Raw genomic sequence first — 17492 nt, 5'->3', positions numbered from 1 at the left:
CCGATACTCCGCATGGACTCCCTCCTCCGCCTTGCGATGCACGCACTCCGACGCCGCGCGCTGATCCGACGTGATCCGAAAGAGAGCCCCTAGTCGCACCTCCTCGCCGTAGTGCCCCAGGACGTCCAACGACTCGGCGGCGACGAGTTGACGGGCATGGTCGCACTCGCGGCGCCAGGCCGCGAAGGCCTCGTCCGGGTCGGCGGTGTCGGCGTCGACATTCGGCCGACCCGACCCGACCCGACCCGACCCGACCCGACCCGACCCGACCCGACCCGACCCGATCGGCCGTCCTAGCGCAGGTGCTGCAACCACCGCACCGCGCCCGGTACGTCCGGGGCCGCCGGTACGCCGTCGGGCAGCGGCGGGCGTTCCACGACGACCACCGGGAGCCCGAGTTCGCGCGCGGCGGTGAGTTTGGGCGCGGTCGCGGCGCCGCCGCTGTCCTTGGTGACCACGACGTCGATCCGGTGCTCGCGCAGCAGTGCCCGTTCGCCGTCGAGCGTGAACGGCCCCCGGTCCAGCAGGACTTCGAGCGTGGACGGCAGCGGCGGCTCGGGCGGGTCGACCGAGCGGGCGAGGAAGTGCAGGTGGTCGAGGTGGGCGAAGGTGGCGATGCCCTGTCGCCCGGTGGTGAGGAAGACCCGCCGTCCGAGGCCGGGCAGGAGTTCGGCGGCCGCGGCGAGCGAGGGTGCGTGGTGCCAGCGGTCCCCGGGGACGGGCGCCCAGCCGGGCCGCCGCAGCGCCAGCAGCGGCACGTCGGCGGCGGCCGCCGCGAGGGCGGCGTTGCGGGACATCCCGGCGGCGAACGGGTGGGTGGCGTCGATGACCGCGTCGACCCGTTCGCCGCGCAGCCAGTCGGCCAGCCCGTCCGGGCCGCCGAAGCCGCCGATCCTCACCTCTCCGGCGGGCAGCCGGGGTTGGGCGACCCGGCCGGCCAGCGAACTGGTGACCCGCAGGGACGGCAGCTCGACGAGTGCGGCGGCCAGCGCCCGCCCCTCCGTCGTCCCGCCGAGGATCAGGACGTGCCGGGTCATGGGGTTCACGCCCCGCAGGGCTCGTGCGGGCGTTCGCGCTCAGCCGAGTAGAGGTGGCTGTCGCGGAACTGCTCGGCGGCCAGGGTCCGGCCGACCAGGATGACGGCGGTGCGGACCACGCCCGAGGCCTTGACCTGTTCGGCGATGTCGGCGAGGGTGCCGCGCAGCACCAGCTCGTCCGGCCGGCTGGCCATCGCGACGACGGCGGCCGGGCAGTCGGCGCCGTAGTGCGGGAGCAGCTGCTCGACGACGTCGTCCACGTAGCCGGCGGCCAGGTGCAGCACCAGCAGGGCGCCGCTGCGGCCGAGGGTGGCCAGGTCCTCGCCCTCGGGCATCGGGGTGGCGCGCTTGGCGATCCGGGTGAGGATGACGGTCTGGCCGACGGTCGGGACGGTCAACTCCCGCTTGAGCGCGGCCGCTGCGGCGGCGAAGGCGGGCACGCCGGGGACGATCTCGTACGGCACGCCGGCCGCGTCGAGGCGGCGCATCTGCTCGGCGACGGCGGAGAAGACGGACGGGTCGCCGGAGTGCAGCCGGGCCACGTCCTGTCCGGCCTGGTGCGCGCGGACCAGCTCGGCGATGATCTGGTCCAGGTTGAGCTGCGCGGTGTCGACGAGGCGGGCGCCGGGCGGGCATTCGTCGAGGAGCTCGCGCGGTACCAGGCTGCCGGCGTAGAGGCAGACCTCGGCGCGGGCCAGGAGGCGCTGGCCGCGCAGGGTGATCAGGTCGGCGGCGCCGGGGCCGGCTCCGATGAAGTAGACGGTCACGACGCGTTCTCCTGAGGGGTGTTGGGCTTGACGGCGGACCACTGGGTGACCGGCATGGCCTGCCGCCACCCGGTGAAGCCGCCCACCGGGACGGCGTGCGCGACGGCGAGCTTGACGAGCTCCCCGCCGTGGCGCCGGTACCACTCGGTGAGCAGCGCCTCGGATTCCAGCGTCACGGTGTTGGCGACGAGCCGGCCGCCCGGCCGCAGGGCGGCCCAGCAACTGTCCAGCAGGCCGGTCGCGGTGAGGCCGCCGCCGATGAACACCGCGTCGGGGGCGGGGAGTTCGGCGAGCGCGGCGGGGGCGGGGCCGGTCACCACGCGCAGTCGTGGCACGCCCAGGGCGGCGGCGTTGCGGGCGATCCGTTCGGCCCGCACCGGGTCGCGTTCGATGCTGACGGCCTGGCAGTCGCGGTGCGCGCGCAGCCACTCGACGGCGATCGAGCCGGAGCCGCCGCCGACGTCCCAGAGCAGTTCGCCGGGGGAGGGGGCGAGGGCGGCGAGGGTGGCGGCGCGCACGTGCCGCTTGGTGAGCTGGCCGTCGCTCTCGTAGGCGGCGTCGGGCAGGCCGGGGACGAGCGAGTTGCGGGGGCCGTCGCCGAGGTCGACCGCGATGACGTTCAGCGGGTCGCCGGGCGGGTGCGGCCAGCAGTCGGCGGTGCCGTCGAGCCGGCGTTCGGCCGGGCCACCGAGCTGTTCGAGCACCCGCAGGCGGGCGGCGCCGTAGCCGCGCGCGGTGAGCAGTGCGGCGACGGCGGCCGGGGTCGCGGCGTCGGCGCTCAGCACGAGCAGGCGGCGGCCGGGGTTCAGGGCCAGGGCGAGGGTGTCCAGCGGGCGGCCGACCAGGCTGACCACCTCGGTGGACTCCAGCGGCCAGCCGAGTCGGGCGCAGGCGTGGGAGACGGAGGAGGGGTGCGGCAGGACGCGCAGCCGCCCGGCGCCGACCGTCTCGGCGAGGGTGCGGCCGATGCCGTAGAACATCGGGTCGCCGCTGGCCAGGACGGCGACCCGGCGGTCCGCGTGCGCGGCGAACAGCCCGGGAACGGCCGGGCGCAGCGGGGACGGCCACGGGACGCGCTCGGCGGCGACCTCGTCGCGGGGGAGGAGGTCCAGCTGCCGGGGGCCGCCGACGACCACCTCGGCTGCCCGCAGGGCGGCCCGGCCGGCGGTGGAGAGGCCGGGCCAGCCGTCGGCCCCGATCCCGACGACGGTGATCGGGGGTGGCAGCTCGGGCACCGGGTGGCTCCTGTCGTTCGGCGGGCGCCGTGAGTAGAAAAAATAACTATCGGGGCAGCCTACCTGGCGGTATCCGGCCGCCCGTCTCCCGCCTGTCCCCCGCTACCGGTCCGCCCAGTCCCCCGAGTCGATCACCTCGGGCCGTTCCCGCAGTCGGCTCTCGACGACGGGCCCGGCGAAGTACACCCAGGCCTCCCGCAGCTCGCCCGCCGCCGTCCGCACCGGCAGCCGCCGCCGTACGTACAGGCCCGTCCCGTCCGCCCGGCAGTCCTCCAGCCGGTCCAGCGCCGCGAGCGCGCCCACGTACGCGCCGGGCCGTACGGTGATCAGCTCGCCCACGATCCGGCGCCCGGGCGTCGCGTCCGGCACCGCGTACGGGTACCCGGGGCCGTCGTGCAGTGTGGCGCCGTCCAGCACGGCCGGGCGGATGTCGGCGCAGCGTCCGGCCAGGTGGGCGGCGTGGTTGCGGCCGCCGCTGCGCAGGGTGCCGTAGACGAAGAACGGCAGGGCCTCCTCGGACACGGGTTCGACCTCTCGGCTGGGGGAGCGCCCACGGTACGTCCTCGCGCCCGCGCCGCGATAGCGCCTCTTGCCTCGTGCGTCCCGTGCCCCGCGCCCCGCGCCCCGCGCGTCCGCCGGACGGTGGGCGTCAGGCGGCGTCCGGGGCGGTCCGCGCGTAGGTCAGGACGACGTTGCCGCGCTCGAAGACGCGGCTGTCGGTGAGCGTGAAGGCGCGGGGCCCGAACTCCGCGCGGAACAGCGGGATGCCCGATCCGACCACCACCGGGTACTGCTTGATGATCAACTCGTCGATCTCGGGCAGCAGATGGCCGGCCAGGTCGGCGCCGCCGCAGAGCCAGATGCCGAGCCCGTCCTGCTGCTTCAGCCGGCGGACGAGGGCCACCGGGTCCTCCGCAGTGACCTCCACCGCCGGGTCCGGGCTGGTGCCGAGGGTGCGGGAGACCACGATCTGCCGCAGGTGGGCGTAGGGGCTGGTGAGGCCCACGGCCAGCCCCGGTGCGTAGGTGCCGCGGCCCATGACGACGGTGTCGAAGCGCTTGTTGGGTGCCTCCGCGATGCCGAACGCCGCGCGGCCGGGGGTGGGGATGGTCTCCGGGTACTCGGCGAAGAGCGTCGAGGTGTAGTCCTCGGTGAGGAACGGCGCGAAGAAGTCGAAGCTGTCGTCCGGGCCGGCGATGAAGCCGTCGATGGTGGTGCCGATGAAGTAGGTGAGCTTGCGCATGCAGGTCCTTTGGGGTCGGGAAGCGGCGCGGGCCGTGCGGCCCGCCGCCTAACCACTCCGACTATAGTGCTCCAGTTGTAGTGGTTGCCAAGGTGTTTTCAGGCCCGGGCGCCCCGGCCCCCGAAAACCCCGCGAGAGAGAATCGACCCATGGTCCAGAACCCCGCCCGCCGCACCGCCCTCGCCGACGCCGCCATCGAGGTCCTCGCCCGCGAGGGCGCCCGCGGCCTCACCTTCCGCGCGGTCGACGTGCAGGCCGGCGTCCCCAACGGCACGGCCTCCAACTACTTCGCCAACCGCGACCACCTGCTCCACCAGACCGCCCGGCACATCCACCACCGGCTCACCCCGGACCCGGCCGTCATCGCCGACCTGCTGCGGGCCCCGCGTGACCGCGCTCTGGTCGCCGCCCTGATGCGCGACCTGATCCGCCGCATCTCCGCCGACCGGGCCGGCTACCTCGCGATGCTCGAACTGCGCCTGGAGGCGACCCGCCGCCCCGGCCTGCGGGCCCAGCTCACCGGCACCATCCGCGAGCAACTGGAGGCCAACGTCGCCTACCACCTCGACGGAGGACTGCCCGGCGACCGCGAGACCGTCCTCGTCCTCTACCTCGCGATGACCGGCCTGATCGTCGAACACCTCACCCTGCCCGAGGTGTTGGGCACCGACACCCTGCCCGCCCTGCTCGACACCATCGTCGAGCGAATCGTCCCCGCGACCTGACCCTGTCGGCCTCGCGTTTCGGCGGGCGAGGGGGCGGCTGTGCCGGAGGGGGTGTCAGAGGGTGTGCGGGGGCCTGCCCGTCCACCAGTTGCCGGGGGCGTCGGGGTCGCGGCTGGTCCAGAACTCGATGATGGCGCTGGTGAACTCGGCTGCGGAGAGGGTGCCGTCGCCGTCGCGGTCGAGGTGGCGGAAGGCCTCGTCGGCGTCGTCGCGGGAGAGGCCGGCGAAGTGGCCGCGCTGGAAGACGAAGAACTCGCCGGCGTCGACCGTTCCGCTGCGGTCGGTGTCGGCGACGGCGAGGAAGGCGTCGGCGAGTGCGCCGAAGCTGGTCCGCGCGGCCTCGGGGTCGTCGGAGAGGGCGCCGGTCGAGCGGACGAACTGTTCGCGGGTGATCGCCTCGGTGCCGGCGGGCAGGTGGGCCAGGTGCAGGTCGTGCCAGACCGTCAGGTAGGCGCGGACGATGACGGCCTCGGCCTCCGAGCCCTCCTGGTGGCCGAGCGAGCGGGCGACGGCGATGCCCATGAGGACGTGGTCCCGTTCGGTGAGGAGTCCGTCGCCGTCGGCGTCGAGGTGGTCGAACCCGTGGTTGATCTTTGCTGTGAGCAGGTCGTCCGACAATGTGCCCCCTCGGTTGGCGATCACTACGACACGTCGCCAGCACGCTAGTGCCTGGAGTCGCGCTCGCGCAGCCGAACGACGGGCGAACGGCCACACGAGCGCGACTCGAAGGCGGGGTCGCTAGCCGTCCTGGTGCTCGGCCCAGACGTACGCCTCGGGGAGCAGGTCGAGGACGGGCAGGGCGAGCAGTTCCGTTCCCCGCTTGACGATGATCTCGACCGTCGGGAAGTAGTCGAGCAGCACCTGTCGGCAGCGGCCGCACGGCGGTACGACGCCCCGGCCCCGGTCGCCGACCGCGACGACCGTGGTGAGGTCGTACGCGCCCTGGCCGGCGGCCGCGCCGATGAGGACGAGCTCCGCGCACGGGCCGCCGGTGAAGTGGTAGGCGTTCAAGGCCGTGACGATCCGCCCGTCGGCGTTGCGTCCGGCGGCCGCGACGGTGTGGTTGTCGCCCCGGGAGAAGCGCTGGGCCACCGCCCGGGCGGCCTCGACGAGCTCCTGGTCGACGGCTGCGCGGTCTCCTGCGGGGTCGGATTGATCGCTGGCGGACATATTCGCTGGGACTCCTTGATCGCACATGACAGGCTTCGATCATGGACCGACCGCCCCTGATCGTGCCAACGCTTTGCGCGGGCTCCTTCATCCTTCGCCCCTGGCGCCTCACCGACCTCGCCGTGGTCCGGGAGGCGGGCACCGACCCGTACATCCCGCTGGTCACCACCGTCCCGGCCGCCTCCGCCGGGTACGACGACGAGCGCCGGGACATGCACCTCTACGCATTCCTCCCCACCGACCCCCGCGAGGCCACCGACCCCCGCGAGGCCACCGACCCCCGCGAGGCCACCGACCCCCGCGAGGACCGGTCCCCGCGCTAGTGCACCGCCGCCAGCAGCTCCCGGGTGTACTCGGTGTGCGGCGCGCTGAACAGGCGGTCGCGGTCGGTGGACTCGACCAGCCGGCCCCGGTGCATCACGGCCACCCGGTCGCAGAAGTGCCGCACCACGGCGAGGTCGTGCGAGACGAACAGGAAGGCGACGCCGAGGCGTTCGCGCAGCTCCATCAGCAGGTTGAGCACCTGCGCCTGGACCGAGACGTCGAGGGCCGACACCGGTTCGTCCGCGATGATCAGGCGCGGCTGCGGGGCGAGGGCCCGAGCGATGCCGATCCGCTGGCGCTGTCCGCCGGAGAACTCGTGCGGGTAGCGGTCCAGGTGGGCGGCGGGCAGCCCGACCTGGTCCAGCAGTTCGGCCGAGCGCTCCCGCCGCTGGGCCGCGTCGAGTGAGGTGTGCAGGCGCAGCGGGGTGTCGAGGGTCTGGGCGACGGTGCGGCGCGGGTTGAGGGAGGCGTACGGGTCCTGGAAGACCAGCTGGATCTCCCGGCTGAGCCGGCGCCGCAGCTCCCGGCTCGGGCGGGTGACGTCCTGGCCGTCGTACAGGACCGTTCCCGAGGTGGGCTGTTGGAGGCCGGCCAGGACGCGGGCGGTGGTGGACTTGCCGGAGCCGGACTCGCCGACCAGTCCGAGCGTCTCGCCGGGGGCGATCCGCAGTCCTACGCCCTCCACCGCCCGGACGGGCTCGGCGCGCAGGCTGGGAAGGCGGCGCCGCCCGGGGAAGTGGACGGCGAGGTCCGCCACCTCGACGAGCCAGCGCTCGGGGTGCCCGACCGTCCGGGGCGCGAATTCGGCGATGGGTGACGGATCGTCAACTGTCGCCAACGGCGAGCCGGGTACGGAGTCGAGGGTGAGCGCCGCCCCGACCAGTGCGCGGGTGTACGGCTCGCGCGGCGCGGCCAGCAGCTCGGCGGTCGGCGCGGACTCGACCTCGACGCCGCCGCGCAGCACGAGCGTGCGGTCCGTCGTCCCGGCGACCACGCCGAGGTCGTGGCTGACCAGCAGCACCGCCGTGCCGTGCTCGCGCTGCAACTCGCCGAGCAGGTCGAGGACTTGCCGCTGCACCCGGGAGTCCAGGGCGGTGGTGGGCTCGTCGGCGATCAGCACCTGCGGGTCGTTCATCAGTGCCATGGCGATCATCACCCGCTGGCGCATCCCGCCGGAGAACTGGTGCGGGAAGTCGCGCACCCGGGCGGCCGGGATGCCGACCCGGTCGAGCATCGCGGCGGCCCGTCGGCGGGCCTCGGCGCGGCAGGCGCCGGGGTGGTGCAGCCGGTACATCTCAGCGAGTTGGGCGCCGACGCCGTGGAAGGGGCTGAGCGAGGTGAGCGCGTCCTGGAAGACCAGCGCGGCCCGGCCGCCCCGGACCGGGCGCAGCGTGGACTCCGTCGCGCCCACCAACTCCTGCCCGCCCAGCCGGATCGAGCCGGTGACGGTGGTGGTGCGCGGGTCGTGCAGGCCGAGGACGGCGAGGCCGGTGGCCGACTTGCCGGAGCCCGACTCGCCGACCAGGCCGAGGACTTCACCGGCGGCGAGGTCGAAGGAGAGCCCCCGGACGGCGGTCACGGGCGCCCCGCCGCGCGGGTCGGCGAAGGTGACGGTCAGATCGCGAACGCTCAGCACGGGCTCTGCGGAGGGCGCGGCGCCAGGCCCAGTAGCGGCCTCCGACACGGCTCCGGGCGCGGCTCCGGACACGCCCCCGGACACGGATTCAACAGTGGACGTCATCGAACGGCTCCAGTCAGCTCAGGCGGATTCGCGGGTCGAGCCAGGCCACCACCAGGTCGGCCAGCGCGACGAACAGCACCACGAAGCAGGCGGCCAGCAGCACCGCGCCGACCACCGCGGGCAGGTCCTGCCCGGACACCGCCTGGGCGGCGAACCGCCCGACCCCGTTCAGCCCGAACACCGTCTCGGTGATGACCGCCCCGCCGAGCAGCACCCCGGCCTCCAGGCCGAGCAGTTGCACCAGCGGTCCGGCGGCGCCGCGCGAGGTGTACTTGAGGTGGGCGCGCAGCCGGCCGAGGCCCTTGCCACGCGCCGTGCGGACGTACTCCTCGTTCATCGTCTCCAGCAGCTGGGAGCGTGAAAGCCGGGCGAACACGGCGGAGTTGACGAATCCGAGGACGAGCCAGGGGAGCAGCAGCCCGCCCGCCCAGGCCGCGAGGTCCTCGGTCGGCGGGGTGTAGGAGGGCAGTGGCAGCAGACCGGTGGAGTAGACCAGTGCCCACTGGGCGACGTATCCGAGGAAGTAGATCTGCACGCTGGCGCCGACGAGGGTGAAGCCGGAGAGCAGCCGGTCGGTGCGGCCGCCGTGCCGCAGCGCGGAGACGAACCCGGTGCCGAGGCCGAGCACCAGCAGGACGGCGAGGGCGCCGGCGGTGAGTGAGAAGGTGACCGGCAGGTGGTCGGCCAGGGCCTCGGTGACGGGCTGGTGCAGCCGGTAGGAGTAGCCGAGGCAGGGCGCGTCGCAGTGGATGACCGAGCCGTCCACGTCGCTGATGTCACGCCCGGCGACGACCCCGGTGAGGTAGTCGGTGTACTGGGTGAGCAGCGGCTGGTCCAGGCCCATGCTCTGGCGCACCGCCGCGACTTGGCCGCTGTCGCAGCGCGGGCCGCAGGCGGCGCGGGCCGGGTCGGCGGGCGCGGCGTAGAAGAGGGCGAAGGCGGCGGCGGAGACCGCGACCAGGACGGCGAGGGCCTGGAGGGTCCGCCGCAGGGCGAAGGAGAGCATGGCCGGTCCGGGGTCGACGGGACGGGGAGGCGTGCGCGAGGGCTACGTGGAGCACACGGGGAGTGCAGGACTTCAGGGGCCCGCCCCCGCACCGACCGGCGCGGGGGCGGGTACGGCGGTCAGGACTTCAGGTACAGCCACGCCAGGCTGACCGTGCCGTAGATGGGGTGGATGAACGCCCCGCCGACGTTGGAGCCGCGCACCTGGTTGACGTTCGCGTAGACGAACGGCAGCACCGGGACGTCCTGCATCACGGTCTTCTCCAGCGCGTACAGCTCCTTGGCCTTGGCGCGCGGCTCGCCGATCTGGTTGATCCGGTCGATCTCCTTGTCCACCGCCGGGTTGCGGTAGCGCGCGGAGTTGAGGTCGCTGCCGGCGCGGCCGTCGAAGGAGAACGGGATCAGCGTGGACGGGGTCGGCCAGTCGACGGAGGAGGTCTCCTCGAACAGGTCGTACGGGGAGTCGGCGCGGTGCACCTCGTCCAGGAACGCCTTGGGGTCGATCGGCTTGGGCACGATGGTGATGCCCGACTTGGCGAAGCCGTCCACCAGCACCTGCGCGGTGCGCTGCCCGTCCGGGGTGTTCTTGTACCCGTAGGTCAGGCTGGTCGGCGCCTGCTTGGCCTTGGCGAGCGCGGCCTTGGCGGCCTCCGGGTCGCCTTCGGGCTTGACCGGGTAGAGGTCGTACTTCTCCCAGTCGATCAGCGCCGGCGAGCTGAGCGTGCTGGCGAGTTCGCCGATCCGGGAGCCGCCCTGGACCTGGCGGGCCTGCTGGCGGGGGTAGCCGAGGTGCAGGGCCTTGCGGACCTCGACGTCCGGCACCCGCTCGTTGTTGATCACCAGCTGGGTGACGAAGGCGCCCTGGCGCCCGGAGACGACCAGGTCCTTGGCCTTCGGGTCGGTGTCGGCGGTCTGGTACAGCTCGGGGGAGAGCACGTCGGAGGCGGTGGTGGCGCTGGCGCCGCCGTCGCGCCCGGACAGGATCTCCTGGTTGATGTTGAGCGCCTCCTTGCCGAACGTGAAGACGAACTTGTCCGGGTACTGGCTGCGGATCGGGTCGGTCTCGGCCTTCCAGGCGGGGTTGCGCTCCAGCACCATGCGGGTGTTCTGGACGTGCTCGACGATCCGGTAGGGGCCGGTGGCGAACGGCTGCCGGTCGTAGTCCGTCCCGGTGTCCTTGTCCCGGCGCACCGGCGAGGACGAGGACTGCGCGGCCATGTACGGGACGTCGGCCTGAGGCTGCGGGAAGTGGAAGACGAGGGTGTGCTCGTCGGGCGTCTCGATCGCGGCCAGGTCGCCGTCCTGCGGGCCGGCGTACTTGGCGCGCGCCGCCTCGTAGCTGGCCTCGCCGGTGAGCCACTGCGGCCAGTACGGCGGGCCGACCTCGTAGCCCTTGCCGAAGCTGCGCTCGATGCCGTACTTGACGTCCTGGGAGGTGATCGGCTTGCCGTCCTCCCAGGCCACGCCGTCCTTGAGCCGGTACGTCCAGGTGCGCCCGCCGTCGCCGGAGGTGCCGGTGTCGGTCGCCAGGTCGCCGACCAACTTGGCCTTGCCGTCCACGATCTGATACTGCGTCAGCTGGCGGCCCCAGAGCAGCGAGGCGTTGTACGTCGCGCCCGCGTAGACCTTCTGCGGGTCGAGGTGGCGGAACTCGACGCTGTTGTACACGTTCACGGTGCCGCCCACGCGGGCGCCGGCAACGGCGGGGGCCGGGCCGGCGCTCTCCTTCTCGCCGCCGAGCGCGGCGGTCAGCGGGGACGTCTCCTTGGCGGCCGCCCCGGCGGGCGCCGGGCCGGTGCCCGCGCCGGCCGAGCAGGCGGTCGCCAGCAGGGCGGTGGCGACGACGGCGAGGGACGGTCTGGTCCAGCGCATGGCGAATCTCTCCTTGCCCCGGGAGTCGGGGCGGGTCGGGGCGGGCTTGGGGTGATGGACGGAGGAGGACGGGGGCTCAGCGGGCGGCGCGCGGGTCCAGCGCGTCCCGGACGGCATCGCCGAGCAGGTTGAAGGCGAGCACGAAGAGCAGCAGGGCGACACCGGGGAAGACCATGTAGGTCGGATCGGCCTGGAAGACCTCGGAGCCGCGGGAGATCATCCGCCCCCAGTCCGGGATCGGCTCCGTGATGCCGACGCCGAGGAAGGACAGCACCGCTTCGGAGGCGACGAAGGTCGGCACCGCCATGGTGGCGTGCACCAGCAGCTGCGAGCGGACGTTCGGCAGCAGTTCGTGGACGACGACATGGAATCGGCCGGCGCCCTGGGCCCGGGCGGACTGCACGAAATCCCTTTCCCGGAGCGACCGCACGGTGGCCCGCAGGGAAAGCGCGAGCGGAATCCAGCCGAACGCGGAGAAGACCAGGATCAGCACCAGGAACTGCATCCACTCCGGTTCCGCGGCGCCCGGATCGACCAGCCGGGACTGGATGACGGGGCTCAGCGCGAGGAGCAGGAGCAGGGTCGGAAAGGCCAGCAGCACGTTGGCCAGGAAGCCGAACAGCCGGTCGGCGATCCCGCCGAGGTAGCCGACCGCGACCCCGGCCAGCACGCCGAGCGTGGTGGTCACGGCGGCGGAGGCGAAGGCGATCAGCAGCGAGGTGCGGATGCCGTAGAGCAGCTGGGTCAGGACGTCCCGGCCGAGCCCCGGCTCCAGGCCGAACCAGAAGTCGCCCGAGATGCCGCCGTTCGGCAGGACGGGCAGGCCGCTGTCGCTGAGCAGGCCGGGGGAGTTCTGGCCGTAGTGCTCGACCGGGTTCTTCCCGTACAGGGCGGCGATCAGCGGGGCGGCGAGGGCGAGCAGCAGGAAGAGCAGGACGACGGCGAGGGCGGCGGCGCCGACCCGGTCGCGCAGGAGTCGGCCGAGCAGCCTCGGCGCGGCGGGTGCGGGGACGGAGCCCGCTGCTGTTTCGACCACGGCCATGAGAGGCGTACTCCCCGAATTCTCCGCCGCCCTGTGGGTGAGGGTGCGCTGGTGTGCATTTCCGAACCGGCCCCCGGGGGTTTCCCGTCGGCCGTTCGAGCGCCATCAGACCGGATGCGCGGGGAGGTCCGCAAATCACCTCCGGCGGTTTTCCCCGGCATTGTTTCGGCGCGTATTGCGGCTTCATTCGGCGTCATTGCGCCGCAATACCGGCGTTGCAGAAGAACGGACATCGAGGGACGAAACGGGCGCGCTGTCCCGAATCCTGAGATCTCCGCCACATCCCCCCGGGCATTGGTACGATCCCGGGGAGCCGCGACTGGCGCGCACGGATGGAACCGACCATCGGGAAGCGGCTCCGTGCACCCGCACGACAGTTGCCGAGCGCCTGGGCCGTCCGTACTCGTCCGTGCACCACGAGGAGACCGCCTTGGCCACCCCGCACACCCCTCATGCCGTTGAGGCCGCTCAGGCCCCGCACACCGCCGCCGGCGCGGCCGCCGACACCGCCTTCCGCAGCGCCCTCGACGTGGTCGCCGGCGTGGAGCCGCGGATCGCCGCCGCCATCGGCCAGGAGCTGGAGGACCAGCGCGCCTCGCTCAAGCTGATCGCCAGCGAGAACTACGCCTCCCCGGCCGTCCTGCTCGCCATGGGCAACTGGCTCAGCGACAAGTACGCCGAGGGCACCGCGGGCCGGCGCTTCTACGCGGGCTGCCGCAACGTCGACACCGTCGAGACCATCGCCGCCGAGCACGCCCGCGCCCTGTTCGGCGCCGACCACGCCTACGTCCAGCCGCACTCCGGCATCGACGCCAACCTCACCGCCTTCTGGGCCGTCCTCTCCCAGCGGGTGGAGAGCCCGGCGCTGGAGCGGGCCAAGGTCCGGGGCGTCAACGACCTCACCGAGCAGGACTGGGCGCAGCTGCGCCAGTCGCTCGGCAACCAGCGGATGCTCGGCATGTCCCTGGACGCCGGGGGCCACCTCACCCACGGCTTCCGACCCAACATCTCGGGCAAGATGTTCGACCAGCGCAGCTACGGCACCGACCCGGCCACCGGCCTGATCGACTACGACGCGCTGCGCGAGACCGCCCGGGAGTTCCGCCCGCTGATCCTGGTCGCCGGCTACTCCGCCTACCCTCGACTGGTCGACTTCCGGCGGATGCGCGAGATCGCGGACGAGGTCGGCGCGACCCTCATGGTCGACATGGCGCACTTCGCCGGCCTCGTCGCGGGCAAGGTGCTGACCGGCGACCACGACCCCGTCCAGCACGCCCAGATCGTCACCACGACCACCCACAAGTCGCTGCGCGGCCCGCGCGGCGGCATGGTGCTGTGCGACACCGAACTGGCCGAACACGTCGACCGCGGCTGCCCGTTGGTGCTCGGCGGACCGCTCTCGCACGTCATGGCCGCCAAGGCGGTCGCCTTCGCCGAGGCCCGCCGACCCGAGTTCCAGACCTACGCCCACGCCGTCGTGGACAACGCCCGGGCGCTCGCCGAGGGCCTGCTGCGCCGCGGCGGCCGGCTGGTCACCGGCGGCACCGACAACCACCTCGTCCTCGCCGACGTCTCCGGCTACGGCCTGACGGGCCGTCAGGCGGAGGCTGCGCTGCTGGACTCGGGCGTCGTCACCAACCGCAACTCCGTCCCGCAGGACCCGAACGGCGCCTGGTACACCTCGGGCGTGCGCCTCGGCACCCCGGCCCTCACCACCCGCGGCCTCGGCACCGCCGAGATGGACGAGATCGCCGCCCTGATCGACACCGTCCTGCGCGCCACCACTCCGACCACCACCGCGGGCGGCGCCCCCTCCAAGGCCCAGTACCGCCTCGACGACGCCGTGCGCGACGGCGTCGCCAAGCGCGCCACCGACCTCCTCGCCCCCTTCCCCCTCTACCCGGGCGTCGACCTCACCTGACCGGCCGCACCTGACCGGCCGCACCTGGCTGGCCCCGCCTGACCGGCCCCGCCTGGCCGGCCCCGTCCAACCGCCCTCGATGCCCGAACCCCCGGGCCCGCCGCCCCACTTGCGGCGGACCCGGAGCCGGCGCCGAGGCCGGCACCCCGCTCGGTACCGAGGTCAGTACTGCAGCGACTTGTACTGGAGGAACTCCTCCAGCCCGTGGCGGCCCAGTTCACGGCCGAGGCCGGAGCTCTTGTAGCCGCCGAACGGGGCGAGCGGGTTGAAGCGGCCGCCGTTGAGGTCGACCTGGCCGGTGTCGAGGCGGCGGGCGAAGGCGGCGGCGGTGTCGGTGTCCGCGGCCCAGACGCCGCCGGCCAGACCGTACTCGGTGTCGTTGGCGAGTTCGGCGGCGTGGTCCTCGTCCCGGTAGGGGAGGACCACCAGGACGGGGCCGAACACCTCCTCCCGGGCGATCGCCATGTCCCCCGTGACGTCGGCGAGCACGGTCGGGTGGACGTAGAAGCCGGTGGGCAGGCCCGGGACGGGCTCCGCGCCGCCGACGACCAGCCGGGCGCCTGCGGCGAGCGCGCCCTCGACGTAACCGCGCACCCGGGCCAGCTGCTTGGCGTTGACCAGCGGGCCGATCCGGGTCTGCGGGTCGGTCGGATCGCCCGGGGCGTACTTGGCGGCGGCCTTCGCGGCCGTCGTGACGGCCTCCTCGTACTGGTCCTGGTGCACCAGCAGGCGGGTCCACGCGCTGCACGTCTGGCCCGAGTTGGCGAACACGTTGGCGATGTTGACGTTGACCGCCCGGGTCAGGTCCGCGCCCGGCAGCACCACGTTGGCGGACTTGCCGCCGAGTTCCAGGGCGACCCGCTTCAGACCCCGGCCGGCCGCCTCGGCGACCTGCCGGCCGACGGCGGTGGATCCGGTGAACGAGACCACGTCCACGCCCGGATGGGCGGCGAGCGCCGCACCCGCCATCGCGCCCGTGCCGGTCACCAGGTTGAACGTGCCTGCGGGGAAGCCCGCCTCGTGCACCAGCCGGGCGAACAGCCGGGCCACCAGCGGGGTGTCCTCGGCGGGCTTGAGGACCACCGGGCAGCCGGCCGCCAGGGCCGGGACGACCTTGGCGACGATCTGGTGCAGCGGGTAGTTCCACGGCGTGATCGCCGCGACCACCCCGGCGGGCTCGGCGAGCACCACCGAGTTGCCGATCCGTTCCTCGAAGGGGTGCTCGGCGAGCAGTGTCAGGTAGGAGGTCGCCACGGTCAGTGGCGCTCCGGCGTGCACGGCGGCGGCGAAGCCGACCGGGGCGCCGAGTTCGGCGACCACGGTGGCGGTGATCTCCTCCTGCGCGGCGGCGATTTTGTCCCGCAGCCGGGTCAGCAGGGCGAGCCGGTCCGCGCGGGCGGTCGTCGCCCAGCCGCGGGCCGCCCGGCGGGCCGCGGCGACCGCAGCGTCGACGTCGGCCGGCCCGCCGGCCGGCACGGTGGCGAGCACCTGCTCGGTCGCCGGGTTCAGCACCTCGATCGACCCGGCGTCGTCCAGGGAGGGCCGCCAGGCGCCGTCGATGTACTGGTCGCCGTACTCCGCGTGCTGCTGCACCGAGTGTCCTCTCATCCGGTCGGCCGATTGACCAACAGCGCTAGTCAAAGGGCCAGTCAAGGCGGCCCGGTCGGCCGCGCGCAAGAGCCAATCCGGTCCGGTGGGCCGGCGGGTTACCCCGGGGCGAACCGTGCGGTGTACTCGTCGAACGGCTCGGTCCCCGCGCCCGCGCCCCGCTCGTCCGACCGCTCAAGGGCCTCGCGCGGCCACGGCACCGGGCGGCCGCCCGTCACCGGCCCCGTCACCGCCTCTGCCACCGCCGTCAGCTCCACCGCCCGCCGCCGGACGTCCAGTTGACGATCCGCGCGCGGCGCGGCCGGCCGCGCCGCACGGGCGGCCGCCGGTCCCACGGCCCGCTCGGCCGGCCGGCCGTGGTCCGCCGTCGCGGGACACCGGACGAACCGTCCCGAAGGCTCCGCGTTCACCCTCCGACAGCGAAACGACGGTCCGAGAAAATCATTGCGCGAAAAGCTCCTCACGCCTGTGGGCACCGCTGTAGATTGCAGCGAACTCAGCGGTGAAGCACTACTGTTGCCAGTGGTTCGTAGTGGTGCACATGGTCCGGGACCAGCGCGTCCCACGGTCGGGCGGGGGTTTCCACCGGGCTGAGGTCTGGCTTAAATCCGCAGGTCATCCGTACCGCATAAGGAGCATCCCGTGACCGATGCCGCGTTGAAGGACGAGTCGCAGCGGCCTGCCGAACCAGCCGTGCTGGAGGACGTTCCGGGCTGGTTCTGGGACCATGACCGGCACTCGTTCGACTGGTTCATGGGACGGCAGGAGAAGACCGGGGTCACCGGCGGCCTGCTGGAGATGGGCGCGTACCTGGGCCGCAGCGCGATCGTGATCGGCGAGCACCTCCAGCCCGGCGAGTCCTTCACCGTCTGTGACCTCTTCGACTCGGACGCGCCGGACGACGAGAACGCGGCCGAGATGGACACCTCCTACCGGAAGTCGCTGACCCGCTCGGCCTTCGAGGTCAACTACCTCGCCTTCCACGAGGAACTGCCGGAGATAATCCAGGCCCCGACCTCAGCCCTGGCCGGCGGGCGGATCGCGGCGGGCACGTTCCGCTTCATCCACATCGACGCCTCGCACCTGTACGAGCACGTCGTGGGCGACCTCCAGGTGGCCCGGGTCGCGCTCCAGGACCAGGGTGTCGTCGTCCTGGACGACTACCGCTCGCAGCACACCCCGGGCGTGGCCGCCGCGACCTGGGGCGCGGTCTTCAACCACGGGCTCAAGCCGATCATGTTGACCGAGTGCAAGTTCTACGGCACCTGGGGGGATCCGGAGCCGTTCCAGCGCGACCTGCTCGACCGGGTGGACCTCGCCTCCGGCTGTTACCTCAGCTCCGAGACCTTGAACGGGCAGCAGGTGCTCCGGATGACCGGCGACTCGGACGGGATCGGCGCGTTCCGCCCCTCCCGCCACCACCGGCGGCTGGCCGCCGAGGCGGCCCGGGACGAGGCCTCGCAGTCCCGCCGGGCGGTCCAGGAGGAGGCCGCCCGCGACCTCGCCGCCCGCCGGGCCCGCGCCGCCGAACTGCGCCGCCCGGCCAATGTCGCCAAGCGCGCCGCCCGCGACCTGCTGCCCCCGGTCGTCACCTCCGTCATCCGCCGCGCCCGCCGCGGCTGACGGCCGCCCCCGACGGCCGACGGGTCCGACTGTCACCCGACACCCGGCCCCGCCCTGTCCCGCCTCGCCAACGCCCCATGGGGGCGGGGCCCAAACCCACCCGCCCGCGGCGGGGGGGGGGGCCCCACACCCCCGCGGCGGGGCGTTTTAAAACACATAACCGCCCCCCGCGAAATCAC

At 73.5% G+C, this 17492-nt stretch carries 16 protein-coding genes and 1 riboswitch; of the genes, 4 read left to right on the top strand and 12 right to left on the bottom strand.

Going from position 1 to position 17492, the window contains the following annotated elements:
- Positions 1-293: 293 nt before the first annotated feature.
- The 5 genes from ACFV6D_RS36720 to ACFV6D_RS36700 form a co-directional block, all read right to left on the bottom strand.
- Entirely contained in the window at positions 294-1037 is a 744-nt protein-coding gene (locus ACFV6D_RS36720; protein ID WP_063351553.1) for a cobalt-precorrin-6A reductase, read from the bottom strand.
- A 5-nt stretch (positions 1038-1042) separates the two neighbouring features.
- Positions 1043-1804: a precorrin-4 C(11)-methyltransferase gene (cobM, locus tag ACFV6D_RS36715; RefSeq protein WP_063350076.1), complete on the bottom strand. Its 762-nt coding sequence runs from the start codon at positions 1802-1804 to the stop codon at positions 1043-1045.
- The gene (gene cbiE, locus ACFV6D_RS36710) at positions 1801-3039 is read right to left on the bottom strand and encodes a precorrin-6y C5,15-methyltransferase (decarboxylating) subunit CbiE (protein ID WP_380563056.1); all 1239 of its coding nucleotides are present in this window, start codon (positions 3037-3039) and stop codon (positions 1801-1803) included. The genes cobM and cbiE overlap by 4 nt, the downstream gene beginning before the upstream one ends.
- Before the next feature lie 102 nt (positions 3040-3141).
- Positions 3142-3561, bottom strand: a complete 420-nt coding sequence (locus ACFV6D_RS36705; protein ID WP_380563054.1) for a gamma-glutamylcyclotransferase family protein — start codon at positions 3559-3561, stop codon at positions 3142-3144.
- A gap of 127 nt (positions 3562-3688) precedes the next feature.
- Entirely contained in the window at positions 3689-4282 is a 594-nt protein-coding gene (locus ACFV6D_RS36700) for a dihydrofolate reductase family protein (protein ID WP_380428431.1), read from the bottom strand.
- Positions 4283-4431: 149 nt separating this feature from the next.
- Between ACFV6D_RS36700 and ACFV6D_RS36695 the strand changes: the two genes are divergently transcribed.
- Entirely contained in the window at positions 4432-5007 is a 576-nt protein-coding gene (locus ACFV6D_RS36695) for a TetR family transcriptional regulator (protein ID WP_363367271.1), read from the top strand.
- Positions 5008-5061: 54 nt separating this feature from the next.
- Here the strand turns inward: ACFV6D_RS36695 and ACFV6D_RS36690 are convergent, their stop codons facing one another.
- Both ACFV6D_RS36690 and ACFV6D_RS36685 read right to left on the bottom strand, forming a co-directional pair.
- On the bottom strand, positions 5062-5625 hold the full coding sequence (locus ACFV6D_RS36690; RefSeq protein ID WP_063350081.1) for an EF-hand domain-containing protein: 564 nt from the start codon (positions 5623-5625) through the stop codon (positions 5062-5064).
- 120 nt (positions 5626-5745) lie between these two features.
- Positions 5746-6177, bottom strand: coding sequence for a cytidine deaminase family protein (locus ACFV6D_RS36685; RefSeq protein WP_380428434.1), 432 nt, complete (start codon positions 6175-6177; stop codon positions 5746-5748).
- Positions 6178-6218: 41 nt separating this feature from the next.
- Between ACFV6D_RS36685 and ACFV6D_RS36680 the strand changes: the two genes are divergently transcribed.
- The gene (locus tag ACFV6D_RS36680; protein ID WP_380563052.1) at positions 6219-6500 is read left to right on the top strand and encodes a hypothetical protein; all 282 of its coding nucleotides are present in this window, start codon (positions 6219-6221) and stop codon (positions 6498-6500) included.
- Here the strand turns inward: ACFV6D_RS36680 and ACFV6D_RS36675 are convergent.
- The 4 genes from ACFV6D_RS36675 to ACFV6D_RS36660 form a co-directional block, all read right to left on the bottom strand.
- A complete protein-coding gene (locus tag ACFV6D_RS36675) occupies positions 6497-8137 on the bottom strand; it encodes a dipeptide ABC transporter ATP-binding protein (RefSeq protein WP_380563050.1) in 1641 nt (546 codons plus the stop codon). The two genes, ACFV6D_RS36680 and ACFV6D_RS36675, sit on opposite strands and share 4 nt — an antisense overlap.
- A gap of 118 nt (positions 8138-8255) precedes the next feature.
- Positions 8256-9248, bottom strand: a complete 993-nt coding sequence (locus ACFV6D_RS36670) for an ABC transporter permease (RefSeq protein ID WP_063350084.1) — start codon at positions 9246-9248, stop codon at positions 8256-8258.
- A gap of 119 nt (positions 9249-9367) precedes the next feature.
- Positions 9368-11119, bottom strand: coding sequence for an ABC transporter substrate-binding protein (locus ACFV6D_RS36665; RefSeq protein WP_380563048.1), 1752 nt, complete (start codon positions 11117-11119; stop codon positions 9368-9370).
- Positions 11120-11195: 76 nt separating this feature from the next.
- Complete coding sequence (locus ACFV6D_RS36660; RefSeq protein WP_363367281.1) at positions 11196-12161, bottom strand: ABC transporter permease; 966 nt, start codon at positions 12159-12161, stop codon at positions 11196-11198.
- 305 nt (positions 12162-12466) lie between these two features.
- Positions 12467-12562: riboswitch (ZMP/ZTP riboswitch) on the top strand.
- Between the two features lie 29 nt (positions 12563-12591).
- On the opposite strand from ACFV6D_RS36660, the gene ACFV6D_RS36655 reads away from it, so the two are divergent.
- Positions 12592-14082 (top strand): glycine hydroxymethyltransferase, encoded by a 1491-nt coding sequence (locus ACFV6D_RS36655; protein WP_380342309.1) that lies wholly within the window; start codon positions 12592-12594, stop codon positions 14080-14082.
- 162 nt (positions 14083-14244) lie between these two features.
- Here ACFV6D_RS36655 and ACFV6D_RS36650 read toward each other — a convergent pair whose 3' ends face one another.
- Positions 14245-15675, bottom strand: coding sequence for an aldehyde dehydrogenase family protein (locus ACFV6D_RS36650; RefSeq protein WP_380563046.1), 1431 nt, complete (start codon positions 15673-15675; stop codon positions 14245-14247).
- Positions 15676-16332: 657 nt separating this feature from the next.
- On the opposite strand from ACFV6D_RS36650, the gene ACFV6D_RS36645 reads away from it, so the two are divergent.
- Positions 16333-17313 (top strand): class I SAM-dependent methyltransferase, encoded by a 981-nt coding sequence (locus tag ACFV6D_RS36645; RefSeq protein WP_380563044.1) that lies wholly within the window; start codon positions 16333-16335, stop codon positions 17311-17313.
- Positions 17314-17492 lie beyond the last annotated feature (179 nt).

It is taken from the genome of Kitasatospora sp. NPDC059812, from assembly GCF_042732075.1.
Classification (GTDB): domain Bacteria; phylum Actinomycetota; class Actinomycetes; order Streptomycetales; family Streptomycetaceae; genus Kitasatospora.
The sequence above is the reverse complement of the archived record's forward strand: the minus strand, read 5'-3'. Positions and strand labels throughout refer to the sequence as shown.